Here is a 25,487-nt window from a genome sequence, read left to right on the forward strand (position 1 = left end):
ATCTCTACACTGTGCGGAAATTCACCGCTGATCCGGACGGATCCATGACTCAAGCCCCTGCCCGCGCCTTGCCTTTGTTGCCACTGCTGTTTTTTATGGCGGTGTTCTTCGGTAGCGGGATCTATTACAGCCTGCAGGGTACCGAGTTCGCTTTCTACCAGATCAAGGCGCCGGTGGTGGCCATGGCGGCCATTGTGCTGGCCTGTGTGCTGGCGCGGCAGGCGCTGGGCCGCAGTGTGGAGCGCCTGCTGGCGGGGATCGGCCACCCCAATATCATCCTCATGTGTCTGGTGTTCCTGCTGGCCGGGGCCTTTGCCAGTGTCAGCGAGAGCATCGGCAGTGTGGATGCCACCGTACAGTTTGGCCTGCGCATTATTCCCTCTGACTGGGTATTGCCGGCCCTGTTTCTGATCGCTGCCTTTATCGCCACGGCCATGGGCACCTCCATGGGCACCATCGCCGCCACTGCGCCCATTGCCGCCGGCTTTGCCCAGGCTACCGGGCTGCCCTTGCCGCTGGCGGTGGGGGCCGTGGTGGGCGGCGCCATGTTCGGCGATAACCTGTCGATGATTTCCGATACCACCATTGCGTCGACTCGCAGCCAGGGCGTGTCGCTGAAGGACAAGTTCCGGGTGAATATCTGGGTTGCCCTGCCGGCGGCGCTGGTGACCGTGATGGTGCTGGTGATGCTGGGCGGCGGTGACCATCAGGTGCAGGCGGAGCCGTTGCAGCCCTGGTTGGTGCTGCCTTACCTGCTGGTCTTTGCTTTGGCCCTGAGCGGGTTGCACGTGTTGGCGGTGTTGATCATCGGTATCGCCGTGGCCGGGGCCACCGGCATGGTGCAGGGGGCGGACTATGGGCTGGCCCAGGTGAATGGGGCGGTCTACAGCGGTTTTGAAAGCATGTTCGAGATCATGCTGCTGTCCATGCTGATCGGTGGGCTGTCACAACTGATGACCGACCAGGGTGGCACCCGCTGGTTGATCGAACGGATTCACGGCCTGACCCGCTGGCTGAAACTGCCCCTGCAACGGGCCGGGGAAGTGGGCATTGCCCTGCTGGTGGTGGTGGCCAATGTGTTCGTGGCCAACAACACCGTGGCCATTGTGCTGACCGGGGAGATGGCCCGGGACATCGCCGAAGACCATGGTGTGGACCTGCGCCGTTCCGCCAGTGTGCTGGATATCTTTTCCTGCGTGGTGCAGGGGCTGATTCCCTATGGCGCCCAGGTGTTGCTGGCCTGTTCCATCGCCGGGCTGTCACCGCTGGCGCTGATCGGTGCTATCCATTACTGCTGGGCACTGGCGGTGGCCGGGGTGATCGCCATTGTCATCAACCGGCCACGGTTGGTGTCACTCAAACAGGGATAGATACTCCCCGTAACCCTGTTCGGCCATCTCGTCCTTGGGCACAAAGCGCATCGCCGCGGAGTTCATGCACCAGCGCTGGCCGGTGGGCGCGGGGCCATCGCTGAACACATGACCCAGGTGGGAGTCCGCGTAGCGGCTGCGCACTTCCGTGCGGGTGGCCCACAGCTTGTTGTCTTCGTGCAGGGTGACGAATTCCTTGTCGATGGGCTTGGTAAAGCTGGGCCAGCCGGTGCCGGACTTGTACTTGTCTGTGGAGGAAAACAACGGCTCGCCGCTGATCACGTCCACATAGATACCCTCGGCCTTGTTGTCGAAGTATTCATTCTGGAAAGCCCGCTCGGTGGCGTCTTCCCGGGTCACCTGGTAGACCAGCTTGGGCAGGGCTTTTTTCAGTACCTCATCGCTGGGTCGTTGGAACTGGTCCGGACCCTGCCAGCGTTGCGTCACCTGTTCAGTGAGCCAGGGGCGATGTTTCGGGTCGTCCCAGTGTTCTTCCAGAAACTGGTCACGGCCGGAGCGATAGCGGTAGTACTTGTACTTGAGGCTGTGGGTCTTGTAGTAATCCTGGTGGTAATCCTCCGCCGGGTAGAAGGCCTTCAGTTCGGTGATTTCGGTGACCACCGGCTTGTCGAAGCGGCCGCTTTCATCCAGTGCTTTCCGGGAGGCCAGGGCTGCCGTTTTCTCTGCCTCGGTCTGGTAGAAAATGGCGCTGCGATACTGCTGGCCGCGATCCACGAACTGGCCGTTGGGGTCGGTGGGGTCGATATGCTGCCAGAACCAGGTGAGCAGGTTGTCATAGCTCACCACCGCCGGGTCGTAGATCACCTTGACGGTTTCCGTATGGCCGGTGCGGCCATGGGCCACATCCTCGTAGCTGGGATTCTTTTCGTCTCCCCCGGCAAAGCCGCTGATGGCATCGCTGACCCCATCCAGCTCTTCAAAATCCGATTCGGTACACCAGAAACAGCCGCCGGCGAAGTAGGCCTCGGCGGCCAACAGTGGGCTGCTCACGGTGAGAGCAGCCAGAAACAACAAAGTACGCATGATTGATACCTCCTGACGCTTGGATGCCCGACCGGCGGATTTGTTGCAAAACCGGTGATTTCTTACGCGCTGTCGCTGCGAAGGCGGACAGAGCCGGGCCTCTCCTTCCGTCACAGTCTGGGGCTGTGAGCGAGAATAAAGGGAGAAGACCGTGACGATACCGGTACGACAAGGCGGTCTGCGGCTTGGCCTGGTGGTGGCTATGTGGTTGCTGGCGGCCGTGGCCCGGGCCGGAGAGCCCCCCTTGCAGCTGGCCAGGGTGTATCAGCCGGGCATGGACCTGCAGGGCTATTGGGTCAGCGAAAAGCTGGACGGGGTGCGCGCCTACTGGGACGGGCAGCAGTTGCTGTCCCGGGGAGGCAATGTGATTGCGGCGCCGGAGTGGTTCCTGCGGGATTTCCCGGATCAGCCTCTGGATGGCGAACTGTGGATGGGGCGGGGCCGCTTTGCCCAGGTGTCCGCGGCCATCCGCCGGTTGCAGCCGAAGGCGGAAGAGTGGCGGCAAATCCGTTTCATGCTGTTCGACCTGCCGGCCTCCGGTGTGCCGTTCAGCGAGCGCATTATCCGAATGCGTCAGCTGACCAGAGATACCGGCTCCTACCATCTGGCCATGGTGGAACAGCGGCCGGCCACGGACCATGAGGCCCTGCTGGCCGATCTGGACCGGGTGCTGGCGGCGGGGGGCGAAGGCTTGATGCTGCACCATGGCGACAGCATCTACCAAACCGGCCGCACGGCAGCATTGTTGAAGGTAAAAACCTTCCAGGATGCGGAAGCAACGGTGGTGGATTACACCACGGGGAAAGGCAAATACCAGGGCCAGGTTGGCGCATTGGTGGTGGAAACCGAAGCGGGCCGGCGCTTCAAGCTGGGCAGTGGTCTTAGCGATAGCGAGCGCGCGAACCCGCCACCGCTGGGCAGCACGGTGACCTATAAATTCTACGGTCTCACGTCCACGGGGTTGCCCCGCTTTGCCAGCTTTTTGCGAATACGAAACGACGAGCCGGCGGCGCCGACTCGTCAGGTGTTGCAGTCCGATTGATCAGGGCTGCAGCTTCAACTCGTAGATAGCTTCGTTGCCGCTGTCATCCAGCAGGGTGGCCATGAAGCTGCCACCGGCACCGGCCACCGCGTCGGCCACGAAGTTTTTGGCGCGGTCGGTGTTGGGTACCCGGAAGACGATTTGCAGATCACTGCTGTAACCCAGGATCGGGGCGAAGGACCAGTTGTTGTCGGCGGTAGGGGTTACCGGGCTGTTGGCCTGGATGTAGTTGCCGACCACCTGGCGGTTTTCGTCCGGAGATTCGATCACCACATGATCGCCACCGGTGCCGGCAAAGTGGCCGCCGGTAGCACGGTAGTTGTTGCTGGCGATCAGGAACTCCTGGGCTGGGTCGATGGCGGCACCTTCGAACTGCAGGTTGACGATACGGCTGCCGTCGCTGACCTTGGCACAGTCCCGGTCGTAGCGGGCCGGTTCGGTCACATCGATCTGGTAGCTGACCCCGTCGATGACATCGAAGTTGTAGGTGGGGAAGCCACTGAAATCCACCAATTCCTGGCGGTCGGCGGTGTCGGTGATCTGGAAGAACTGGGAAGCGGAACATTCCAGCCATTGTTCCAGTTCTGCCCCGGTCACTTTCACGGCCATCAGGGTATTGGGGTAGAGGTAGAGATCGGCGATGTTCTTCACTTGCAGCTCGCCAGCGGGAACCACGGTGAAGCTGCTTTCCTCGGCGCAGACCCCGTCACGGTCACAGGCCTTGAACGGGGCGGCGGCGGACAATACAGGTAAGCCATCCAGCTCGGTGCCGACAATGGCGTCTTCCACATAGGCTTTCTGGGCATCGCTGACGATCTGGATGGAAGGGTCATCCTTCACCACTGCCAGGAAGCTGAAGATGTCGTCAGTGGACTCGCCGATCACCTGACCCATGTAGTTCAGGGTGGCGTCGTGGTCGGGCTTTACCAGGGCGGTGAGGGCGGCATCGGCTTCACCTTCCGGGTCCAGGGCGCGGGCTTCCACCTTGCTGTTCACCACGGTCCAGCTTTCGCCGTCCTCATTGAGTGCCAGGGTCAGGTCGATGATGCCCAGGTGGCTGCCCCAGTAGCCGGGCATGACCGAGGGCACGCCCTTGATGGTGCCTTTTTCCAGATCCACGTTGGCGGTGTTGGCAAAGCTGTCCGAGGGGAAAGTCAGGTGGCTGTGGCCGAACATGATGGCATCGATGCCATCCACGTCCGCCAGGTACCAGCTGCTGTTTTCTGCCTTGGCCTCTTCCGAGTAGGCGGTGGTGTTGATGCCGGAGTGGGGAATGGCAACGATGATGTCTGCGCCTTCTGCCTTCATCTGCGGCACCAGCAACTCCGCGGTGGCCTTGATGTCCTTGGCGGTGACCTTGCCTTCCAGGTTCTTCTTGTCCCACTGCATGATTTGCGGTGGCAGGAAGCCGATAAAGCCCAGGGTCAGGTCGTGGGGGTTGCCGTCCCGGTCGTAGACTGTCTTGGTGATCAGTTTGTACTGATCAAAATACGGGGTGCTGCCGTCGGCGCTGAACACGTTGGCGCTAATGTAGGGAAAGGCGGCGTCGTCCACGCTTTCGGCGAGGAAATCCAGGCCGTAGTTGAATTCGTGGTTGCCGTAGTTGCCCACGTCGTAGGCCATTTCATTCATCACCTTGTAGACCGGGTGCACCTCGCCGCTGGTGAGCCCCTGCGCCTGGCGCCAGTCGCCCATGGGGCTGCCCTGGATCAGGTCGCCGTTGTCGACCAGTGCAGAATTTTCCGGGTAGGTGATTTCGGCGCGGGCCTGTTTGACCAGCATGGCGGTGCGCACCAGGCCATGGCCGTTGTCCACGCTGTCACTGTAGTAGTTGTAGTCCATCACGTTGGCGTGGATGTCGGTGGTTTCCATCAGACGCAGATCCACTCGGGGGCCGGTGTTCTGCTCTGCGGCGTTGTTGTCATTATCGCCGCCGCAGCCACTGAGCAGGGCGCCGCCGGCCAGCGACAGGGCGAGCAGGAATCGCAGTGAAGCTTTCATGATGTGTCCTGTGTGTCGGGTTGGGAAAGGCGGCGCGAACGCCGCCAGGCAAGGGTTCAAAAAGAGTCAGGGGCAGTTGCTGATCACGGTGAGTGAGCTCACCGATTCCAGGCTGGGGTAACTCATGTAGAGGTCGCGCACGCCGTCCACTTCCAGGGTCTGGCCGATCATGGCGGGGTTGTTGGCGGGGCTGTATTCGGCGCGCTGGTCGGATTCCAGCTTTACGTAAATGGTGGTGCTGTTGTTCAGGTCGCCCAGCTCCAGGGCGTAGGGGTCGTTGACGCCGCTGATGACTTCGCCGATTACGGTGAGCGGGGTGCCCTGGCTGCTGGCGTAGGCGTCGCTTACCGACACCGCGCCGCTGCTGCCACAACTGCCGCCGCCGGTACTGCCATCCACCAGCTGCATGTCGGTGACGTACTCGATGCTGGGCTCACCCATGTAGACATCACGCTCGCCGCTCACCTGCAGGGTTTCACCGATCACTGCCGGGTTGTTCTGCGGGCTGAAGTCGTTGCGGTACTGGCTTTCCAGTTTCACGTAGAGGGTGGCGCTGCCGGCACTGTCCTCTATTTCCAGGGCGTACTCGCCGTTGATGGCCTGGGTAATCACGCCTTCCACGGTGACGGAGGTGCCAGTGGGTTCGGCCAGGGCCTCGCTGACGGACAGCACCTCCCCGCCGCTAGAGCTGCCACCGGGGCCGTTCGGGGCACCGTAGGCGCCATAGTCGAAGGTGCTGGCATCCCAGGGGTTATAGCCGCCGGAGGGGGTATTCCAGGGCTGGCCGTTGTCCGGGTCGTCCAGCTCTTCGCTGGCCATGGGGGTGGGTGTGGCGGTGCCGGCCGGGTGGGCGCTGCTGTTGAACTGGGTGTAGCTTTCCGGGGTGGCCAGCCAGTCGATCAGGTTAATGCTGAGCTGGGCGGCGTTGCCGGCATCGGTCCAACCCGGGTAGGTGCTCTTGGTGTTGCCATTGTCCTGGCGCTTGTACTTGGGTGAGGCATCTTCGATGGGGCTGGAGTCGCCGATAAAGGCGGCCTTGCCGGCACCGGACTTGGCGATGGCCACGTAGGGGCCCTCGGCGGTGCCGCCGAAGTAGAGCCCGGAATCCACAGCATGGCTCCAGCGGCTGGGGCTGTCGCTGGTGGAGAAATACACCAGGCCCTTGGCCCGGTTCGGGTCGGTGATGGCCAGGGTGGCGCCGCCGGCCATCAGTACCGGGCCTACGCCGGTGGTAAGCCCCTCTACCTGGCTGGCCGGCTCGATACCGCTGGCGCCGCTGTGCCAGTCGATGGCGTTGAAACGAAAGCGAATGCCGAATTCCTGCGCCAGCCAGCCGCTGGCGGTACCGGGATTGCGCAGGTCGCCATAGCTGCCGCCCACATTGAACTGGGACAGGGTGGAACGGTTATAGCCGTTGAACACCTCGGTGCTGTCCCAGGTGTTCAGGTTGCGGTCCGCGTTGTAATGGTCGGCCACAAAGAAAATGCCCTTGCCGTCGGCCACAAAATCTTCCAGGGCTTGCTGTTCGGCCAGGGTGAAGGGACGGTTGCTTTCCGCCAGTACCAGCACATCCGCGTGACTGATGGCGGTGTAAGTGATGACCGCTTCGTTGGCGTTGCTGTTGGCGATGGTTGGGGTGGTGTAGTCGTCCACAAACTGGATAACGCCGTCACTGTTCTTGTCCACACCCCGGTATTCCTGCACCGTATAGCCTTCGGCCACCAGCGCATCGGCGAAGTCGGAAAAGGCGCCGTCGATCACCCAGTCCGCGTTGCCTTCGGTGCCCCCGTGGGACACGTCGAACAGCACCACCTTGCCGTTGTCGTTGGCGCCGGGGGTCTTGATGGGGGCGGGGTAGTTCCACTGGTAGGCATGGGCCGACCCCAGTGAGGCGGCCAGCAGGCCGGCGAAAAGAATGTGCTTCATGAGTGTTCATCCCTGAGCAGAAAATGGAGTGCCCAGAGGGTGGCGGCGTGACAAGTCCCGGCCGTAAAAAACCTGTGAATTTTAGGTGAATGCCGTTCGTTTTATGGCAGGGTAGGCATTACCGACGAAAACAGGACAATCATCATGGCCCGGTCATGAGCGGGTCATAACAACGGCAATGGAGCGGTGTGGGTGAATGGAGAGGGAACATTATGAGTGCGCAGGCCAGCCCGACGGCACTGTCCTCCCTGTCGCTGGTGTCTGACAGCGACCAGGCGTTCACCCTGCGTGTCACCCTGGTCCGTCTGGCCCGGCGAACCCTGGATGTGCAGTATTACATCTGGGATGACGACACCACCGGCAAGCTGCTGATCTACCGGGTGCTGGAAGCGGCGCGCCGGGGGGTGAAAGTGCGCATGCTGCTGGATCACGCCAATCAATTGGGCCGGGATGTGAAGTGGGCGGCACTGGACGCGCACCCCAATATCGAGGTGCGTCTTTTCAACGCCTTCCATGGTCGCTACAAGCACTTCCTGCAATGGTTGCACCATGCGCCGCTGCTGAATCACCGCATGCATAACAAGGCCTGGATCGTGGATGGCGAACGGGCAATCGTGGGCGGTCGTAATATTGCCGATCATTATTTTGGCGTGAATGCGTCCACCAATTTTCGTGATCTGGACCTGTACGCCCGCGGCCCCATCGTTGCCGATACCCAGGCCGCCTTTGACTGCTACTGGGACAGCCCGCTGGCCATGCCCATGAAGACCCTGCGTCGTTACCGGGAAACGGCGGCGGATCGAGTCTGGCAGTGGTTGCGGCAATGGCGCCGCTCTCTCAAGAACTACCCCTACCTGTTTCCCCAGCACGAAGCGTTCTTCAACGAATACCTGGCGGCCCAGGATCGCCAGTGTGTGCAGGCCCATGCGGTGTTGCTGTTCGACAGCCCGGACAAGGCCGCCGGGGTCAAGCAGACGTTGATGGGCGATCAACTCGCCCACCTGCTGGCCCGGGACGACCATCAGGAGCTGCTGATGGAGGCCAGCTACTTTATTCCCGGCGATGCCTTTGTGGCGGAGCTGGCGGAGATGAAACAACGGGGTGGCCGCGCGGCGGTGCTCACCAACAGCCTGGCCACCAATGATGTGATTGCCGCCCACGGTGCCTATGCCCGGTACCGGAATGGCTTGCTGGAGGCTGGTGTGGAGCTGCACGAATTGAAAGCCAACGCCCGTGCCCTGCACCGTCAGGTACGGTTGTTCAAGGGGCGCTCCCGGGCCAGCCTGCATACCAAGGCCATGGTGCTGGACCGGCGCGAAGTGTTCGTGGGCTCGTTCAATATTGATCCGCGCTCGGTACATCTGAACACGGAGATGGGCTACTACGTGGCGTCTGCGGAACTGGGCCAGCAGGTCGCGGCGTTCATCGAAGAAGGCCTGGCGCCGGAAAACAGTTATCGGGTCGATAAAGAGCAGGGAGCACTGGCCTGGGCCGGGGATGGCCATGACGGTCGGCCGGAGGTGCACCATAACGAACCCGACGTGACCGTATGGCGACGCATGCTGGCGTGGTTGCTGTCGCTATTGCCCATTGAGCGGATGTTGTAAGCGCGGCAAGCTCTGGCAATGCTCAAAACCATCTTATTTCTGCTGTTGGAGCTATGCTTGCATGGCGAACAATGCTCCATTCGCCATGCAGGCATAGCTCCAACAGTTGCTTCGTAGAGTATTGATAAGTTTTGGAGAATGTCATGCCCCAGCCGTTCTGTTTCCGCTTTCGGGTTCGTTACAACGAATGCGACGCCCAGCAAGTGGTTTTCAATGCCCGTTACGGGGATTACGTGGATCTCGCCATGACCGAGTTTATGCGCGCCATGGGCTGTGACTACAACCAGCTGCTGGCCCAGGGGCTGGATAACCAGGTGGTGAAGCTGACCACGGAATGGCAATCCTCGGCACGCTTTGATGACGTGCTGGAGGTGTTCGTATCCCTCACACATCTGGGCAACACCTCCTTCACTCTGGAAGCGGATATTCGCCATGCGGATGAAGGGCGCGCCATCGCTCGCGCGGAAGCGGTGTACGTGATGATGACCACGGAACCGTTTGCGAAAACACCGGTGCCGGAGGGCCTGCGCGAACTGCTACAGACCGGGGCACCGGGTGTGGTGATTGACCAGAGTGGGCGTTAAAAACTGCAAGGCGTCTTACAGCTTGCGATTTGCGACTCAGTCGCCTGCCACATCCAGCACCACTTTGCCCTTGGCGGTACGTGAGGTGAGCGCGGCGAGCGCCTGTTCGTAGTCCTCGAACTTGAACACCTGGCTGATGCGCGGGTTGATCTTGCCCTGATTGAAGAGCTGCATCAGTTCCATGATGTTCTGGATGTTGGTCTGTGGCTCCTTCTGGGTGAAGGCGCCCCAGAACACGCCGACGATGGAGCAGCCTTTCAGCAGTGCCAGGTTGGCGGGGATTTTCGGAATGTCGCCGGCGGCGAAGCCGACGATCAGCAGGCGGCCGTTCCAGGCCATGTTGCGGATGGCGGCTTCGGTGAACTTGTCGCCCAACGGGTCGTAGATCACGTCCACGCCTTTCGGATAACGCTGTTTGAGCGCGTCCTTCAGGTCTTCCTCGGCGTAGTTGATCAGGTCATCGGCGCCGGCCTCTTTGGCCACCGCCAGTTTCTCTTCACTGCTGGCACAGGCGATCACGGTGGCGCCCATGGCCTTGCCCAGCTCCACGGCCGCCAGGCCCACCCCGCCGCTGGCACCCAGCACCAGCAGGGTTTCCCCGGGCTGGATGTTGGCGCGCTGCTTGAGGGCGTGGTAGCTGGTGCCGTAGACCATGGAGAAGGCGGCGGCGGTGTGGTCGTTCATGCCGTCCGGCACCGGGATCAGCTGGTTTTCCGGCACCAGGATTTCTTCCGCAAAGGCACCGTAGCCGGTCAGGCCCATGACCCGCTGACCGGGTTTGAAACGCTGAACGCCTTCGCCCACAGCAAGTACTTCACCGGCCATTTCGCCACCCGGTGAAAACGGCAGCTCCGGCTTGATCTGGTACTTGCCTTCGATGATCAGGGTGTCGGGGAAATTCAGCCCGGCGGCCTTTACCCGTACCTTCACCTGACCCTTGCCCGGCTCGGGGGAAGGGATGTCGTCGATGACCAGCGTATTCGCCGGTCCCAGTTCCTTACACAAAATCGCGCGCATGCGTTGCTCTCCCGGAATTCCGTTTTTTATGTGTAGCAGACGCTAACGCCGATGGGGGGATTAGACAAATGCATGGGGTGGATGGGGGGGAATAAAGGCGGCTTATAAAGAAGGGTAGGAGCCATGCTCGCATGGCGAATAGCCCTGAGGATGGGCTATCGCGAGCCGGTTCGCCATGCAAGCATGGCTCCTACAGAGGGGGCTTACCGATGCCCGGTGAACTCCACCACCTGCTGGAAGGTGGGGCGGTTCTGCCAGTGGATGGCAGGCACGCTGGCCAGGCCGATGGCGCGATGCTGGATCTGGTCCTGGGTTTCGTCCACGTTCCAGCTGTCCATGCTGGCGATGCCGCCCAGTTCTGCTATGGCCTGGTTGAGGCTGTTGGCCAGGGCGCTGCGGCAGGTGGCCAGGTCATTGCTGCCGGCGCAGCGCAGGGCCCGGTAGGGGCTGGCGCTGGTGCCCGCGGCCTGTTCCAGCACCCGCTCCAGATAGCCGTAGTAGCCATTGTTATAGGCCGAGCCCATGGCGCCAGGTTTGTTGTCACGCCCCATCAGGGACAGGTTCTGGCCATCCACGTCTTCCACAGCGGTAATCTGCGGCAGCAGGGTGTCGATCATCAGCGGGTACCAGGCATCCATCAGGGCCACGGCGGCTTCCTCGTCGTAGTTGCCGTCACCGTCCCGGTCCCGGCGCAGGGCGCCGTTGGCGACCCAGTCCTGCATCAGGCGGATGGCGCTGTCCTGATCGCCGGTGACCGGCGCGCTTTCCAGCAACGCCAGGGCGGCGGGGACGATTTCCTGGCCGCGCAGATCCACGGTGGCGGCGTCGCCCATGGCTTCCACCATGCGCGCCCGGGTTACGCTGCCTTCCTCAACCAGTTGCTGCAGACGCACATCGAGGATGTCGTTGCGATGGGCGGAACCATAGGGCGCATGGGCGTCGGCGGCCCACCAGTCCCGGGCCGGGCGGTTGTTCCAGCTGGCCAGGTAGCCGCGCGGCGGGTTGCTCTCCTGCGGGTGTGCCTGTTGCGGGATAAAGCCGTTCCAGTCGTACTGGCCATTGCCCCAGCTGGGCAACTCCGGATGGATGCCGTTGGCCCGTTGCGGGTAGTCGCCGGAATGGAAGAAGGCGATATCCCGATCATCGATATAGAACCAGTTAAAGCTGCCGGTGGTGTTGTGGAACACGTCGTAGAAACTCTGCACGTCGTGCACATCGTTGCGGCTGGCCTGCAGGAACGGCAGGGCGGTATCCAGCTCCGCGAAGTAGGTGCTGCGCTGGCGGGTGACCGCCACGGGCATGCCGGACACGGTGGCAAAGCCGATCACCGGGCCGTATTCCTCGGTGCGGATCACCCGGCGAGTGACCGCTTCGTTCTGACCCACTGCTTCCGGATCGGTGGAAGAGGCCAGATTCCAGCGGGCCACCCATTGCTCGTCGATCACATCGAAGGGTTTGCACTGGCCGTTGACCTGGTAACCACCCTCACCATGGGCCGGCGACTCCGCCGGTTCACAGCGCTGCACGACGCGCACGTCGGTCAGGTCGGAGCTGCCGGAGGTGGCGCTCCAGGCGAAGTCCGGGCCGCGCCCGATGACCACATAGGGCAGTCCGGTGAAGGTCATGCCGCGGGTGTTGATGTCGCCACCATGGACGGCCATTTCCAGCAGCAGCTGGGGCACGAAATAGCTGGTCTGCGGACCGAACACGGCCAGTGGCTGGCCGCTGGCGGAATGCTCCGCATTGAGCAGCAGGGCATTGGACATGACGCTGGGGAAGCCGTCACGCAGACCCTGAATGCCGGTTTCGATGGCGGCGATGCGCTGCATGGCCTGTTGCTGCTGTTGCTCGCTGAGGCTGTGCTCCCGGGTCCAGAGTGCGGGCAACTGGCGTGTGAGACTGGCCCACTGCTGTGACAGGGCCTGGCCGCCATCGTCCAGGAAGGACAGGGACAGGATGCCGCCGAGCAGGTCACCCACGGTATCCAGCAGACCACCGACCACACCGGTGCCGGGCAGGGCGGGAACATTGCCCAGGGCTTCCGGACACTCGGGCTGGCCGGGGCGGCCACAGGGTGCATGGCTGAGCGGGTCATAGCTCTGGAAGGAACCGGCATCGAACATTACCGCGCCGGGGAACTGGCCAGCCAGCTCACCACTGAGCGGACAGATGTCCGGTAGCGTGGGGGGGGACTGGGTGGCGAAGGATTTCGTGGTGGTCACGGAGGATTCCGGATCGGTGCCATGACGCAGGTCCTTCCACAGGTCGCAGGCGATGTCCTTGCTGCCGGTCTGGGCCTCCAGGGCCTGGAGCAGCAGCACATTGTTGTGTTCGTTGCCGCCGCCGCCGGCGAAGATGCCCTGGATCAGGGTGGCGATGGCGACCACGTCTTCAATCACGAACGGTTCCAGTTGCACCCCCAGGGCCACGTATTCCACGGGCACTTGCAGCAGCCCGCTACGGGCGTCGGCCACGTACTGGTTGAGGCCGGCCACATAGTTGGTGGCATCATCGAACACCTGGGCGCCATCGTCGCCGAAGCGGGCGATGGTATTGGCGATCATGGTGGTGCGATCCTCCTCCCGGTAGGGAGCGTTGACGGCGATATCCTTGTCGAAGGAGAAGTCGGCTGGCCCCAGGAAGCGGGACAACTCACCGCGTCCGGCGCGGCGCAGCACGTCGAGCAGGAACAGGCGGTCGGCAGCGGTCACATAGCCCACGCCAAACAGGGCATCGCGACGGGAGTCACCGAAAATGTGGGGCACCCCGAAATTGTCGCGCTTGATATCCACTTGATAGCCGGCCGCATCCAGGCTCAGCTCGCTTTCCCAGTTGCCCGCGTCCGGCGCCAGCAGTGGGGCGGCCTTGAAGTAGTCGCCGAGCTGGTCATCGGTCAGCCCGGGTTCGCTGCGCACCAGGGCATCGTAGAGACCGAGCTGGTCGTCGAAATGGGGCTCCTTGCTGAGGGCCGGTACCAGGCCGGTTTCCGCCACCAGGTCGTCGAACAGGGTGCTGAGCAGATCGCCCAGGCCGGGAATGTCGGCAGCCAGGTTGGCCACCCCGCCGATATCATCCTGACCCGGGGGCAGGATATTGAGAACAGTGCCGTAATCCGCAAAGGGGGCGGTGACATTGGAAGGACGCGGTTCCGGGCCCGTGGGCGTTTCCGGCGTCGATGGATTGCTGGGTGTGGGGGTGTTGCTGGCTGGTGCCGGGTTGCTGGAACCGCCGCCGCCACAGGCGGCAAGCAGGCTGGCGCTCAGCAGGGTACTGAGTAACAGGCCGGGTTTCATGGGGCTCTCCTCGGGACATTATTATTTTGGCAGGGCGAACAAGATTCGCACTAACGTCCCAAGATTGGCATTCCCGCGGGTATGAAGGGAGCCCCGGCAACAAAACAGCAAGAAAAGCCAACCGGCGGCTAATCATGTATCGGTGTGTAAAGGAGGGGGTAGGAGCGTTGCTCGCGGCGTGATTTTGTGAGGTGCGAGTTACGAGATGCGAGTGTCGAAAATCAAACCCTATCGCTTGAGGACCGGGTTTTCGCTCCCCGTGACTCGTACCTCGAAGCTGGGGGTATGATCGCGCCGCCAGCGACGCGCCTACGTAGAGGCGCGGTGTGTTCAGATATTCTTTTCGATATGCGCCAGCACGTTGGCCAGGCGGTCGACCAGAATCTTGTTGATGCTCTTTTCCAGGACCCGGCCCAGCTCGTCGCTGACCACCGCGTCGGCCAGCGGGCGGATGCGGGTGATGAAGTCGGCCAGTTTGGGCACGTCTTCGCCTTCCGGCAGGCCTTCGTCGCCGTACTTCTCGTCCACCAGGTAGTGAATGATCATGCCGATAAAACGCTCGGCCAGCTTGTCCACTTCCTCGCGCACCAGGGTTACCTGGGTGAGCACCGCGTCCAGGGGCACACCGGCCTCGCTGAGTTCCTTGCCGGCGTTGTAAATGCGCGGGTAGGGAATGCGCAGGCGCATACCTTCGGGGATGATGTAACCCAGCTTCACCGCCTTGGTCATTACTTCCGGGGTGATTTCTTCGCCGAAGTCATCCAGCAGGTCCTGGTAATCCAGGTAGGAGGGCACGCTGGGGGTCTGCCAGGAGGTGACCGCCACTTCCAGGCCGAGAATATCGTTGAGCTCGCGGCCCTGTTCCCAGGCGCTGAGCAGGTCGCGGATATTGTTCAGGGTGTAGCCGCGCTCCAGCAGAGCACCAATGATCTTCAGGCGCGCCAGATGCACATCGGTATAGATACCGGTACGTCCGCGTTTTTCCGGGGGCGGCAGAATGCCCCGATCCTGATAAGCCCGTACGTTACGCACCGTGGAGCTGGCCTCACGGGCCAGTTCGTCGATGGTAAATTCCTTGTGGTTGCCGGCTTCAGCCTGAAGCGCTCCGGTCACAGGCTGGGTGTATTTCTTCAGGCTGCGCAGGATAGCGGCGGGATTGCGGTCACTGGTTTTCATGCCCGCGATGATAGCCCGCTTTTTGCACAGGCGCCACAGCTTGCGGCGTTCACAGGATGGCATTTCGCGCCACAAATGTGACTGCTTTCACTCAACGGTGTGCAGATCGCGGGGAAGGCGGCGCGTTTGCAGGAAGCGATGTCCGTATCACCGCCTGCAAACGGGTGGCCGGTGTCAGGGGCTGATTTCCACCTGGGCCAGATTGCGGGCCAGGGACGGGGTGAAGCGCCCCAGCCATTGCATGCCACGGGCTTCCGGACTGACGGGGACCACCGCGCGGTTTTTCTCCACCGCCTCGACAATGGCCTGGGCCACCCGGTCCGGGGTGAAGGCACGGCGCTGGTAGAGCTTGTGGGCGTGCTGGCGACGGCGGTCCTGCTCGTCGTTGTCCACGCCCACAAAACGGGTGTTGCGGGTGATGGGGGTATCGATGATGCCCGGGCAGATGGCGCTGACGCCGATGTTATGGTCGCCCAGTTCGGCGCGCAGACATTCGCTGAACATCAGCACGGCACTTTTGCTGGTGGCGTAGGCGGGCAGCATGCGCGAGGGCATGAAGGCGGCGGCGGAGGCCACGTTGACGATGTGGCCGGCGCGGCCCTGATCAACCATCTGGCGAGCGAACAGGCGAGAGCCATGAATAACGCCCCACAGATTCACGCCCAGCACCTGTTGCCAATCCTTCACGCTGGTATCCAGCAGCGAGCCGGACAGGCCGATGCCGGCGTTGTTGACCACGATATCCGGTGCGCCCAGTTCCTTTTCCACCCAGTTGGCCAAGGCTTCCATGGAGCGGGTACTGCTCACGTCGCACTTGCGGCTGAGGGCACTGCCCCCTTCGGCGGTAATGACGCGGGCCGTAGCGGCGGCAGCTTCGGTGTTGATATCGGTGCATACCACCAGGGCGCCACGGCGGGCAAAGGCCAGGGCGGTTTCCCGGCCGATGCCGGAGCCGGCACCGGTGATCACCACTCGCTTGCCGCTGTCCGGGCCTTTCAGCTGCTTGCCGGTGACCTCACTGCGTTGCAGCGGGCCGGACGCGGGGGCCCCGTCAATGTGCTGAATAAAGTCACGGATCCAGTCGGCGGTCACGTCCGGGTGTTGCAGTAATGGGCCCCAGTGGCCGCAATCCAGCTCCCGGCGCCACAGCCGGTCGGTCCACTGGGACAGGTCTTCCAGCATGGCCGGGCGCACGTAGTTGTCGTCACGGGCGACGATCAGTTGCACCGGCACTTTGGTGTACCGCTCACGGGGCTTGAGCAGGCAGGGCAGCATGTTGGCCCGATACAGTTCGATGCCATGGGTGCCGTCCTGCAGTTGGGTGGCACTGGGTTCGCTGTCCAGGTTCTCGGTGCGACGCAGCACCTGTGGCCAGGCCTTGGCCAGCCCGGCTTTCCACAGGGCCGGGGCCAGGACCGGTAGCTGGAAGGCGCCGATGTACCAGGAATGGGAAAGCTGGTTGAGCACAACGCCGATTTTCTGTTCGCGCAGCCGGGCCTTCATCCACTGGCCCACATGGTCCAGACAGGGGCCGGACAGGGTGGTGTAGGAGGCAATGCGCTGCTCGGCCCCCGGGTCGGTGACCGATTCCCAGGTCTGGATGGAGCCCCAGTCGTGGCCCACCAGATGGACCTTTTCATTCGGGCTGACCGCATCCATGACCGCATGCAGATCGTCACGCAGCTCGCGCAGCTTGTAGGCTGCCCGGCCTTTTGGCACGGAAGAATTGCCGGCACCGCGCACGTCGTAGGCGACCACCTTGAAATGCCGGCTGAGCCGTTCGGCCACCTTTTCCCAGACGTGGTTGGCGTCCGGATAACCGTGCACCAGGATTACGGTGGGGCTCTTGTCCGCACTCCAGGTACGCACAGCCAGGTTCACGCCATCACGGCTTACGGTTGTATCGCGCCACTGCACCATCAGGCTGCTTCCTCTTGATTGTCGTTATGGCTGGTGTCGAGCAGGTGGGCCGGGGTGGCGGTCAGCCAGCGCGGGCCCTGGTCATCCATCAGCAAAAATTCACTGCACGCAACGCTGTACGGGCCATCGCTGAGGGTCAGTTGCCACTGCCACAGCCCCTGGATCAGAGGTGCGTCATCGATGCGGTTGCCCTCCGGCAGGGTGCCGGTGAGCGGTGCCAGCCGGTAATGCTGGCGCAGGCCGGGGAAGCGGCTGGCCAGTTGCTGCGGGGTGACACCCTCACGCAGGGCCGTCGGCAGTTGCTCGCGGAACTGGCGCAGGCGGCTATGCAGGGGGGCCAGCTCGGCACTGGCGGGGCCGCTCAGGCTGGCCTTGGCGGCATGGCCGTTCTGCACCGCATCGCAACGCAGTATATAGCGCATCCCGATCCGATAGCGGCGCTTTCCCGGTCTGTTCAGGCCAAAGCGACGGCGGGTCGGCTGGCCGGCAAAGCGCACCTTCGGCGGGCGGGCCGGATCAAACACCTGATGGGCGCGCAGCCAATCGCGGATCAGCAGTTCGCAGTCCTGTTCGCTCATCCCCGGTTGCAGGGACGCAGCAATAATCTGCAGGCACTTGTTGGCCAGCGCCTGGCTATGGAGATAGGGAGCCAGAGCCTGGGAGTCCGGGGTCCAGAATGCGCTCATGAGCACCTCCGCCGAATATTGTTATGAAATGGAGACTGATCATTACAGTGGGCAATGTCACGGTCAACCGGTGTGATTGGCATTCCTGCAGCGGCCCGGCTTCATTTGGGTCAATGCCGCGTGACAATTCCGGTACAGGATTTTCGCGCGATCTTCACATTTTTCCTGACGCCAATTGTTAGGGTATGCGTCTGAATATGCTTCAAACATAGCGGTTGATCCGGCAAAAAGCCGGCACTAAGGAGATGAGAGTGCGCCATCAAGCCCGTCATTTACGGGGCCTGACAGCCCTTTTTGCCCTGTTGTTAGTGATGTTGACGACGGCATTGCCCGCCCAGGAAGCCCCTTCTGGAACCCAGGAGTACGGGGAGCTGGCGGAATTGCTGGAGAACGAGACCACGCGCCAGCAGCTGATTGACCAGCTACGGGGTTTACAGGCGGCCGCCAACCCGGCGCCGCTGGGCGTGGCCGGGGAAGTGCCCCCCTCGGAAATTGCCGCCCAGGCTCCCAGCGGGCAGACCGCCGACCAGGTGTCCCTGGCTCGCCGTATGGCTTCGGCCACCGGCAACCTGGCCGGGGATATGGGGCGGCAGTTCGCGGCCTTGAGCGGCCTGGTCACTGGCTGGTTTGTCAGCGATGACAGCGCCGGTGAGGCGGCTGTCAGCACCACGGTCAACATGAAAGCGGTCACCGCCGCGTTACTGAATCTGGCCATTCTGGTAGTGGTCACCTTTGTGGTGTTCTGGGTGTTGCGTACCCTGGCGGGTTCGGCCTTTGGCCGCCTCAGCCACTGGGCCCGGGCCGGGTCGGAGAAGTTGGCGATTCTGCGCACCACGGTGGCGGTGGCAGTCGGTGCCCTGCTGGATGTCATTGTGGTGGCGCTGGCCTATCTGGCCGGGACCTTTGTGGCGCCTGTGCTCACCGAGCAGTTGGGCGCGGATGCCACACGACTGGCCCTGTTCCTGAATGCCTTCCTGATCGTGGAACTGGCCAAGGCCGGGCTGCGGATGTTCTTTTCGTCCCGCTACGAGGGCCTGCGGCTGCTTCCAGTGGCGGCGGACCAGGCCAGTTACTGCAACCGCTTCCTGGCCCGTGAGGCCGGGCTGATCGGCTACGGCATGCTGGTGCTGGTGCCGGTGCTGAACTTCAACGTGTCCCCTGCGGTGGGCAGTGGTGCCGGCACCCTGATCATGCTGGTGGCGCTGATCTATGCCGCCGGGGTGATTTTGCGCAAGCGTCCGGTGTTGCGTGAGGCACTGACCCAACGAGCCAATGCCAGCTATGGGCCGATCCGTCTGTCGTTGTTGCTGTTGGCGCGCACCTGGCACTGGCTGGCGCTGGCCTATGCGTTGCTGGTGTTTGCCGTCACCGTACTGAATCCGGAGACCGCCTTGCCCTATGTGGCCATGGCGACCCTGGAAACCCTGATCTATGTGGGCGTGGGGCTGCTGGTGTCAGTGGCGCTTGGGCAACTGATCGGCAAGGAAATCCAGTTTTCCGAGCGCCTCAATGCCAGCATGCCGCGGCTGCAGGCGCGGGTGAATACCTATGTTCCCACGGCCTTGAAACTGATCCGCGCGCTGATTCTGGCGCTGGTGGTAGTGCTGTCGCTGGATGCCTGGGAGCTTTATGATCTGGCCGCCTGGTATGCCACCACGGCCGGTGCCCAGACGGTGTCTGCGCTGATCGATATCCTGATCATCCTGGGGCTGGCGGCGGCCCTGTGGATTGCGCTGGCAAGCCTGGTGGAGCACAAGTTCAGCCCGGGAGAAAACAGCACCGCAGCCCAGGCTGCCCGCGGGGAAACCCTGCTCGGACTGTTCCATACCACCTTGGCCATCACCATCATCATCATGACCACCATGATCGTTCTGTCCGAGATCGGTATTGATATCGGCCCGCTGATTGCCGGTGCCGGTGTGCTGGGTCTGGCCATTGGTTTCGGTGCTCAGAAGCTGGTCCAGGACGTGATCACCGGGGTGTTCATCCAGCTGGAAAATGCCATGAACACCGGCGATTTTGTCAGCGTCGGCGGCAACTCCGGGACCGTGGACCGGGTGGGTATCCGCTCCGTGGCCCTGCGGGATCTGTATGGTACCTACCACATCGTGCCGTTCTCCTCGGTGGATGCGGTGTCCAACTTTACCCGTGAATTCGGTAACCACGTGGGTGAATACGGGATTGCTTACCGCGAAAGCATCGATGATGCCATCGTTCAGCTGGAAGCGGCCTTTGAAGAACTGAAGGAAGGCGATCACAAGGATAATATCCTGGCACCCATGACCGTGGCCGGGGTCACCGCCCTGGCGGACAGCTCGGTGAACATCCGCGTGGTGATCAAGACCACGCCGGGCAACCAGTGGGCGGTGGGTCGTGCCTTCAACCGTCTGGTGAAGATCTACTTCGACAAGGCCGGCATCGAAATCCCGTTCCCCCATACCACCCTGTATTTCGGGGAGGACCGGGACGGCAAGGCGCCGGCAGGCAACATCCGCCTCACCGACGACCGGGTGGTGTCCACCCAGGGAGGCAACGACGGGTAAGGCCGGTGCCTGCCACGGCAGGCGTTGTTGAACATCAATGTTTCACCACAGAGGGCACAGAGCTCACGGGGAAAACTTTTCTCTGTTTGCTCTGTGCCTTTTTTGATGATGCTGCTGAATTCTGGAGCGCCGCCAGGGATTGCGTAGGGTGCACTGAGCCTAAGGCGAACTGCACCATCAAACGCCGGATCGGTGCAGTTCGCCTTAGGCTCAGTGCACCCTACGTTTGCAACGTTGCGGGGTTTTTGCGCCAAAAAAAAGGGCCGGCATGAATGCCGACCCTGAGAGTCACCGGAAAAGGGAGAGCTCGGTGATGGAAAGAGTCAGGCGGCCTCCTCCTTGAGGAGGTCGCCCAGCAAGGCGTCAAAGTTTTTCAACTGTTCACTGTTGTCGTGGTCCCAGGGATGGAAACCGGGCTTGAACCAGTCGAACCAGGGCTTGGTGATATTGCGGAAAATGCCCTTCTTGCCCCAGGTGTGCTTGGCCACGGCGCGCCAGCCTTTCAGGTCGGTCAGGCCGCCCTTGATGCGCACGTTGTGCAGATAGAAGGGGATCATCAGGGCGAAGAAGACGCCGGTGGCGGCGACCAGGGTGCTGCTGCGCAGGGCATAGGCGCCCAGGTTGCTGTCGTCACCGATGGCTACCTGGTAGACATCGAAGGCCACCGCCTTGTGTTCGGTTTCTTCCAGGGCATGCCAGTTCCAGATGGCCTTGTAGCCATCGTCGGCACCTTCCAGAATCTCCGGCAGATCCAGCAGGCCGCCGCCGAGGATGGCGGTCAGGTGCTCCAGGGCCACGGTGGCGGCCAGCTGGAAGGATTGCGGGGAATAGTCCTGCACCGCTTTCAGCAAACGGGCCACGAACGCTTCCTGGGCATGCAGGGGAATACCGGCCTGGGCCACGAAATCGTTGTATTCTTCGTGCTCACGACCGTGCATGGCTTCCTGGCCGATAAAGGCGGTCACGGCCTTTTTCAGCTCGGGATCCGTGATCTGGTCACGGTAATTGCGTACGCTGTCGATGAAAAAGCGTTCCCCCACCGGGAAAAACAGGCTCATGGTGTTCATGAACTGGCTGACATTCAGGCCGTCCCGGTGCCAGGTCAGGGCCTTGGCCGGGTTCAGGTTGAATTTCAGATTGCGACGGATGGGAAGAATCGAGATCGCCATGGTGCGTACCTCCGTAACTGTTACATCATTCGATGATACAATTGCTGTGTCACACAGCAAGGGTTTTCCACCGGGAAATGAAAAAAATGGCGGATAATAAACAGGAAGTTGCTAATCGTTTACTTGATGGCCTGGTCGAGCATCTGCTGGCCAAATTGTCGCCGGCACAGCTGGACGGGCTGATCGAGCAGGAGCTGGATTACGCCCTGGATGTGGCCACACGCTACACCCTGAACGATTGGGTCAGTGCCGAGCAGATTCGTATTACCGCCCAGAAATATGCGGCGGAAATGGACATCAGTGGCGCCATCCCCGAGCTGGTCGGCGACATGGTGGAGCAGTTCTACGACCACGGTATCCAGAGTGACCGCCTGATCGGCGATGTGGTCGACGAGGACGTGGTGATGGCCCTGCTGGACAAGGTGCTGGAGATTCCCCTGTCCCGTCAGAGTATGGCCTGGCTGGGCCGTAACCCGGTGTTGCTGGCATTGCTGGCCGGCGGTGCGCAGCTGGGGTTGAAGACCCTGTTGCACCAGGGTCTGCCGCCGGCACTGCATGACCAGCTGCGCAAGCGCCTGCCGGCCCGCTGGCTGGGCAGCCTGGAAGTGCGTCTGCAGGAATGGCTGCTCAAGCGCATGGAGCAATTGCTCAGTGATCCCTGGCTATACCGGGATGAAAACCTGGACGAGCTGCGTGAACTGGTACTGGTCGCCTGGCAGGAATTCTCCCAGCGCCCGGTGGCCGAGTTGCGCGAACTGATCAGCAGCGAAGATATCCAGGAGCTGTTCGTGATCGGCTTCGAGTACTGGCGTGAGCTGCGCCACACGGATTATTTCATTGCCATGCTGGATTCCGGGGTCAACGCCTTCTTCGACAAATATGGCGACACCACCCTGATGGGGCTACTCGACGAGTTGGGCGTGACCCGCGCCCTGATGCTCGATGACGCCCGCCGCTTCCTGCCCCCGGTGATGGAGAAACTGCGCGCCGAAGGCCTGCTTGAGGCGTGGCTGCGCAGGCATTTGGAGGGGTATTTTCAGCGGCCGGAGACGTTGGAGCTGCTTAATTAATAGTTAATAATGAATAATTAATAACTCGCGGGGCAACATTGGTTGGTCCTGTAACGCAAGAGGCCGCGCCCAGACTTTGGGCGCGGCCTCTTGCGTTTGAGAAGCCCGCAACGCAAACGCGCGCGTTATTCATTATTAACTATTAATTATCAATTGCCTTTCTATACGCCTGCGTATGCAGCAACTCCACCAGCTCCTTCTCCGGCACCGGGCGGCTGATCAGGTAGCCCTGGATGCTGTCGCAATGCATGTCGCGGAGGATGCTCAGGTGGGCGTCGGTTTCCACGCCTTCGGCGACTACGTTCATCTGCAGGCTGTGGGCCATGTCGATGATGGCGCGGGTGATGGCGGCGTCGTCCGGGCTCTTGTCCAGATCCATGATGAAGGAGCGGTCGATCTTCAGGGTGTCCACCGGGAAACGCTTCAGGTAGCTCAGTGACGAGTAGCCGGTGCCGAAGTCGTCCAGGGCCAGTTCGATGCCGCGGGTCCGCAACTGCTGGAGCAGTTCGATGTTCTGCTCCATGTCTTCCATGATCAGGCTTTCGGTGAGTTCCAGTTCCAGCAGATGGGCCGGCAGTTCAGTGCTTTCCAGTACCCGGTCGACGATTTCCGCCACATTACCCTTGCGGAATTGATGGGCGGACAGGTTCACCGATACGCAGATATCGCCCAGCCCCTGTTTGTGCCACTGGTGGGCCTGACGGCAGGAGCGTTCCAGTACCAGTTCGCCGATGGCGGAGATCAGCCCGGTCTCCTCGGCCAGCGGAATGAAATCCGCCGGTGGCAGCAGGCCCATGGTGGGATGCTGCCAGCGTACCAGGGCTTCCACGGAGTTGATGCGGTTACTGGCCAGGTCCATTTTCGGTTGGTAATAGACCACGAATTCGTTCTTGAAAATGGCCTTGCGCAGGCTGGTTTCCAGGGCCAGCTGTTCCACCGAGGCCACCCGCATGTTGCTGCGATAGAACTGGAAATTATTGCCGCCACTGCGCTTGGCCTGGTACACCGCCATATCCGCCTGGTTGATCATGCTCTGGGCTTCCTTGGCGGTGTCCGGGAACACGCTGATGCCGATGCTGGCGCCCAGCAGCAGTTCGTGGCCGTCGATCATGAAGGGCTTCTTCATGGCGTTGATCAGTTTCTGGCAGTGCTGGCTGATGGCGCCTTCACCACCGTGATTTTCCAGCAGCAGGGTAAATTCGTCGCCGCCCACCCGGGCAAGATTTTCTTCACCGCCGGCATGTTGGCCGATGCGCTCTGCGGCGGCCTTGAGCAGGCGGTCGCCGATTTCATGCCCCAGGGATTCGTTGATCGGTTTGAAACGGTCCAGGTCGATCATCAGCAGCGCCACCTTTTCCCGGTTCAGGCGTGCCAGGGTCAGGGACTTGTGCAGGTGTTCGCGGAACTGGGTGCGGTTGGCCAGGCCGGTGAGTCGGTCGTAGTTGGAAAGGAACTGCAGCTGTTGTTCGGTTTCCTTGCGGGCGGTCAGGTCGGACATCATACCCACATAACGGATCACCCGTTTCTGTTCATCGCGCACGGCGCTGACTTGCAGCCACTCCGGGAAGGGCTCGCCATTGCGGCGGGTTTCGTTGATCTCGCCTTCCCAGAAGCCGCTTTCATTCAGCGCAGCGGTAATCATCTTGTAGGTGTCGCTGTTGGCGGCGGTTTCATGGTGATCCAGCACCTGTTTGCCCAGCACCATGGATTCGCTGTAGCCGGTAATCTGTTCGAAGCGGGCATTCACCGCCAGGAAGCGGAACTTGTGGTCGAGAATGAAGATGCCTTCCGGGGCATTGTCGAAAACGGTGGCGGACAGTCGCAGCTGCTCCTGGCTCTGGCGGTCTTCGGTGATGTCACGGCGGGTGCCGATCATGCGCAGGGCGCGGCCCTGGTCTGACCACTTCACCACCCGACCCTCGTCTTCGATCCAGCGCCAGCTGCCATCCGCATGGCGCAGGCGGTATACCGCATGATAACGGTCATTCTGCCCCTTGAAATGAGACACCATGGCGCGGCGAATGCGGGTCAGATCCTCCGGGTGGACCAGGGTTTCCAGGTCCCCGAAGAAGTTCTTGAAGTAGGCGCCGTCATAGCCCAGCAACCGGTCGAAATTGGTGTGGTAGTTGCGCCCGGTATCCAGCATCCAGTCCCACAGACCGATATTGCTGGCTTCCAGGGCCAGCTCCAGGCGCTCACTGGTGGCGGCCAGGGCCTGGTTGGTTTCCCCGAGCGCCCGGGTGCGTTCCTGCACCATGGATTCCAGTCGCTCGTTGGTTTCCTGCAGGCGCTGACGGGCTTCCTTGCGCTCGTAGATTTCCTGGGCCAGTTTCTCGTTGAGTGCTTCCGCGTCGCTGCGGGCCCGGTTCAGGTAGTCGATCAGCGAGCGGTTGCTGGCCTGCAGCATCATTGCCTGGTGGCCGGTCTGGTTGATGCGCCGGGCGGCGAACAGGAAGAACAGCCCCAGCAATGACATCAGCAGCATCAGCGATAGCTGGCCGTGCTCCTGGGTTTCCGACAACCGCAGCATGCCGGGCCCGAGCAGCATTAACAGGTACAGGAAGACGGTGGGGAAATGGCTGCTGTAGGCGGCCAGGGCCATGGTGCTCAGGCCCAGGCCCAGGCAGGCAATGGTGAGCTGGGCGGCCAGCATGTTGTCGGCGAACAGGGTGTCCAGCGGATTGAACAGGTAACCGGCGGCACCCAGTATCAGCGGGGTGCTCAGGGCAATTACAGAGAGAATATGGCGGCAGTGGGGGGTGGCGAGATCGTTGCGCAGACGACGATGGCACAGAGGCAGGGCGATCATCTTGGCGGTTTGCACGGTCGCCAGGATTCCCAGCCAGGTCAGCAGGTTTTGCCGGGAAACCGGCGTGTCCCAGTAGGCCCACACCAGGGTAATGGCGCTGGCGACTTCCAGCAAAATCAGTACCGCAATGCCACTCAGTAACAATTGGCACTGTTCAGTGACCACGCCATTGAACGGCGGAGCGGTTCGGGTTTGCGGAGACTGCGAAGACACCTTGATTATTATCCTCT

The 25,487-nt window shown here is 61.9% G+C and carries 16 protein-coding genes; 6 read left to right on the plus strand and 10 right to left on the minus strand.

Going from position 1 to position 25,487, the window contains the following annotated elements; genetic code table 11:
- Positions 1 to 44: 44 nt before the first annotated feature.
- Positions 45 to 1,370 (plus strand): Na+/H+ antiporter NhaC family protein, encoded by a 1,326-nt coding sequence (locus C4S63_RS14885; RefSeq protein ID WP_103918061.1) that lies wholly within the window; start codon positions 45 to 47, stop codon positions 1,368 to 1,370.
- Here the strand turns inward: C4S63_RS14885 and msrB are convergent.
- Positions 1,353 to 2,414: a peptide-methionine (R)-S-oxide reductase MsrB gene (gene msrB / locus C4S63_RS14890; RefSeq protein ID WP_103918062.1), complete on the minus strand. Its 1,062-nt coding sequence runs from the start codon at positions 2,412 to 2,414 to the stop codon at positions 1,353 to 1,355. The two genes, C4S63_RS14885 and msrB, sit on opposite strands and share 18 nt — an antisense overlap.
- Before the next feature lie 151 nt (positions 2,415 to 2,565).
- Between msrB and C4S63_RS14895 the strand changes: the two genes are divergently transcribed.
- Positions 2,566 to 3,456, plus strand: a complete 891-nt coding sequence (locus C4S63_RS14895; RefSeq protein ID WP_235000042.1) for a DNA ligase — start codon at positions 2,566 to 2,568, stop codon at positions 3,454 to 3,456.
- On the opposite strand, the gene C4S63_RS14900 is transcribed toward C4S63_RS14895, so the two are convergent.
- Together C4S63_RS14900 and C4S63_RS14905 are read right to left on the minus strand one after the other, a co-directional pair.
- Positions 3,457 to 5,457, minus strand: coding sequence for a bifunctional 2',3'-cyclic-nucleotide 2'-phosphodiesterase/3'-nucleotidase (locus tag C4S63_RS14900; RefSeq protein ID WP_103918064.1), 2,001 nt, complete (start codon positions 5,455 to 5,457; stop codon positions 3,457 to 3,459).
- Between the two features lie 66 nt (positions 5,458 to 5,523).
- Positions 5,524 to 7,383 (minus strand): hypothetical protein, encoded by a 1,860-nt coding sequence (locus tag C4S63_RS14905; protein ID WP_103918065.1) that lies wholly within the window; start codon positions 7,381 to 7,383, stop codon positions 5,524 to 5,526.
- Between the two features lie 212 nt (positions 7,384 to 7,595).
- Between C4S63_RS14905 and C4S63_RS14910 the strand changes: the two genes are divergently transcribed.
- Both C4S63_RS14910 and C4S63_RS14915 read left to right on the plus strand, forming a co-directional pair.
- Positions 7,596 to 8,990: a phospholipase D family protein gene (locus tag C4S63_RS14910; RefSeq protein WP_103918066.1), complete on the plus strand. Its 1,395-nt coding sequence runs from the start codon at positions 7,596 to 7,598 to the stop codon at positions 8,988 to 8,990.
- Between the two features lie 143 nt (positions 8,991 to 9,133).
- Positions 9,134 to 9,574 (plus strand): thioesterase family protein, encoded by a 441-nt coding sequence (locus tag C4S63_RS14915; RefSeq protein ID WP_103918067.1) that lies wholly within the window; start codon positions 9,134 to 9,136, stop codon positions 9,572 to 9,574.
- A gap of 36 nt (positions 9,575 to 9,610) precedes the next feature.
- Here C4S63_RS14915 and C4S63_RS14920 read toward each other — a convergent pair whose 3' ends face one another.
- The 5 genes from C4S63_RS14920 to C4S63_RS14940 all read right to left on the minus strand — a co-directional run bounded on the left by C4S63_RS14920 (position 9,611) and on the right by C4S63_RS14940 (position 17,666).
- Positions 9,611 to 10,591, minus strand: coding sequence for an NADPH:quinone oxidoreductase family protein (locus C4S63_RS14920; RefSeq protein ID WP_103918068.1), 981 nt, complete (start codon positions 10,589 to 10,591; stop codon positions 9,611 to 9,613).
- A gap of 203 nt (positions 10,592 to 10,794) precedes the next feature.
- Positions 10,795 to 13,884, minus strand: coding sequence for a penicillin acylase family protein (locus C4S63_RS14925; protein WP_103918069.1), 3,090 nt, complete (start codon positions 13,882 to 13,884; stop codon positions 10,795 to 10,797).
- Positions 13,885 to 14,214: 330 nt separating this feature from the next.
- Entirely contained in the window at positions 14,215 to 15,060 is an 846-nt protein-coding gene (locus tag C4S63_RS14930) for a MerR family transcriptional regulator (protein WP_103918102.1), read from the minus strand.
- 174 nt (positions 15,061 to 15,234) lie between these two features.
- Positions 15,235 to 16,980, minus strand: coding sequence for an SDR family oxidoreductase (locus C4S63_RS14935; RefSeq protein WP_103918070.1), 1,746 nt, complete (start codon positions 16,978 to 16,980; stop codon positions 15,235 to 15,237).
- Positions 16,980 to 17,666, minus strand: coding sequence for a M24 family metallopeptidase (locus tag C4S63_RS14940; RefSeq protein ID WP_103918071.1), 687 nt, complete (start codon positions 17,664 to 17,666; stop codon positions 16,980 to 16,982). The genes C4S63_RS14935 and C4S63_RS14940 overlap by 1 nt, the downstream gene beginning before the upstream one ends.
- Before the next feature lie 251 nt (positions 17,667 to 17,917).
- On the opposite strand from C4S63_RS14940, the gene C4S63_RS14945 reads away from it, so the two are divergent.
- Complete coding sequence (locus C4S63_RS14945; RefSeq protein WP_369826450.1) at positions 17,918 to 20,209, plus strand: mechanosensitive ion channel domain-containing protein; 2,292 nt, start codon at positions 17,918 to 17,920, stop codon at positions 20,207 to 20,209.
- Between the two features lie 323 nt (positions 20,210 to 20,532).
- Here C4S63_RS14945 and C4S63_RS14950 read toward each other — a convergent pair whose 3' ends face one another.
- A complete protein-coding gene (locus C4S63_RS14950) occupies positions 20,533 to 21,378 on the minus strand; it encodes a metal-dependent hydrolase (protein ID WP_103918073.1) in 846 nt (281 codons plus the stop codon).
- A gap of 86 nt (positions 21,379 to 21,464) precedes the next feature.
- On the opposite strand from C4S63_RS14950, the gene C4S63_RS14955 reads away from it, so the two are divergent.
- Positions 21,465 to 22,448 (plus strand): hypothetical protein, encoded by a 984-nt coding sequence (locus C4S63_RS14955; protein ID WP_062815038.1) that lies wholly within the window; start codon positions 21,465 to 21,467, stop codon positions 22,446 to 22,448.
- A gap of 142 nt (positions 22,449 to 22,590) precedes the next feature.
- On the opposite strand, the gene C4S63_RS14960 is transcribed toward C4S63_RS14955, so the two are convergent.
- Entirely contained in the window at positions 22,591 to 25,470 is a 2,880-nt protein-coding gene (locus C4S63_RS14960; RefSeq protein ID WP_082844659.1) for a GGDEF domain-containing phosphodiesterase, read from the minus strand.
- Positions 25,471 to 25,487 lie beyond the last annotated feature (17 nt).

This window comes from Alcanivorax sp. DSM 26293 (genome assembly GCF_900107995.1).
Lineage (GTDB): Bacteria > Pseudomonadota > Gammaproteobacteria > Pseudomonadales > Alcanivoracaceae > Alcanivorax.

Excerpts from the sequence above, each read along its gene's own strand:
- C4S63_RS14885 (WP_103918061.1), top strand. The coding sequence starts at position 45 with ATGACTCAAGCCCCTGCCCGCGCCTTGCCTTTGTTGCCACTGCTGTTT.
- C4S63_RS14935 (WP_103918070.1), bottom strand. The coding sequence starts at position 16,980 with ATGGTGCAGTGGCGCGATACAACCGTAAGCCGTGATGGCGTGAACCTG.
- C4S63_RS14950 (WP_103918073.1), bottom strand. The coding sequence starts at position 21,378 with ATGGCGATCTCGATTCTTCCCATCCGTCGCAATCTGAAATTCAACCTG.
- C4S63_RS14900 (WP_103918064.1), bottom strand. The coding sequence starts at position 5,457 with ATGAAAGCTTCACTGCGATTCCTGCTCGCCCTGTCGCTGGCCGGCGGC.
- C4S63_RS14955 (WP_062815038.1), top strand. The coding sequence starts at position 21,465 with ATGGCGGATAATAAACAGGAAGTTGCTAATCGTTTACTTGATGGCCTG.
- C4S63_RS14905 (WP_103918065.1), bottom strand. The coding sequence starts at position 7,383 with ATGAAGCACATTCTTTTCGCCGGCCTGCTGGCCGCCTCACTGGGGTCG.
- C4S63_RS14925 (WP_103918069.1), bottom strand. The coding sequence starts at position 13,884 with ATGAAACCCGGCCTGTTACTCAGTACCCTGCTGAGCGCCAGCCTGCTT.
- C4S63_RS14940 (WP_103918071.1), bottom strand. The coding sequence starts at position 17,666 with ATGAGCGCATTCTGGACCCCGGACTCCCAGGCTCTGGCTCCCTATCTC.
- C4S63_RS14910 (WP_103918066.1), top strand. The coding sequence starts at position 7,596 with ATGAGTGCGCAGGCCAGCCCGACGGCACTGTCCTCCCTGTCGCTGGTG.
- C4S63_RS14920 (WP_103918068.1), bottom strand. The coding sequence starts at position 10,591 with ATGCGCGCGATTTTGTGTAAGGAACTGGGACCGGCGAATACGCTGGTC.
- msrB (WP_103918062.1), bottom strand. The coding sequence starts at position 2,414 with ATGCGTACTTTGTTGTTTCTGGCTGCTCTCACCGTGAGCAGCCCACTG.
- C4S63_RS14930 (WP_103918102.1), bottom strand. The coding sequence starts at position 15,060 with ATGAAAACCAGTGACCGCAATCCCGCCGCTATCCTGCGCAGCCTGAAG.
- C4S63_RS14915 (WP_103918067.1), top strand. The coding sequence starts at position 9,134 with ATGCCCCAGCCGTTCTGTTTCCGCTTTCGGGTTCGTTACAACGAATGC.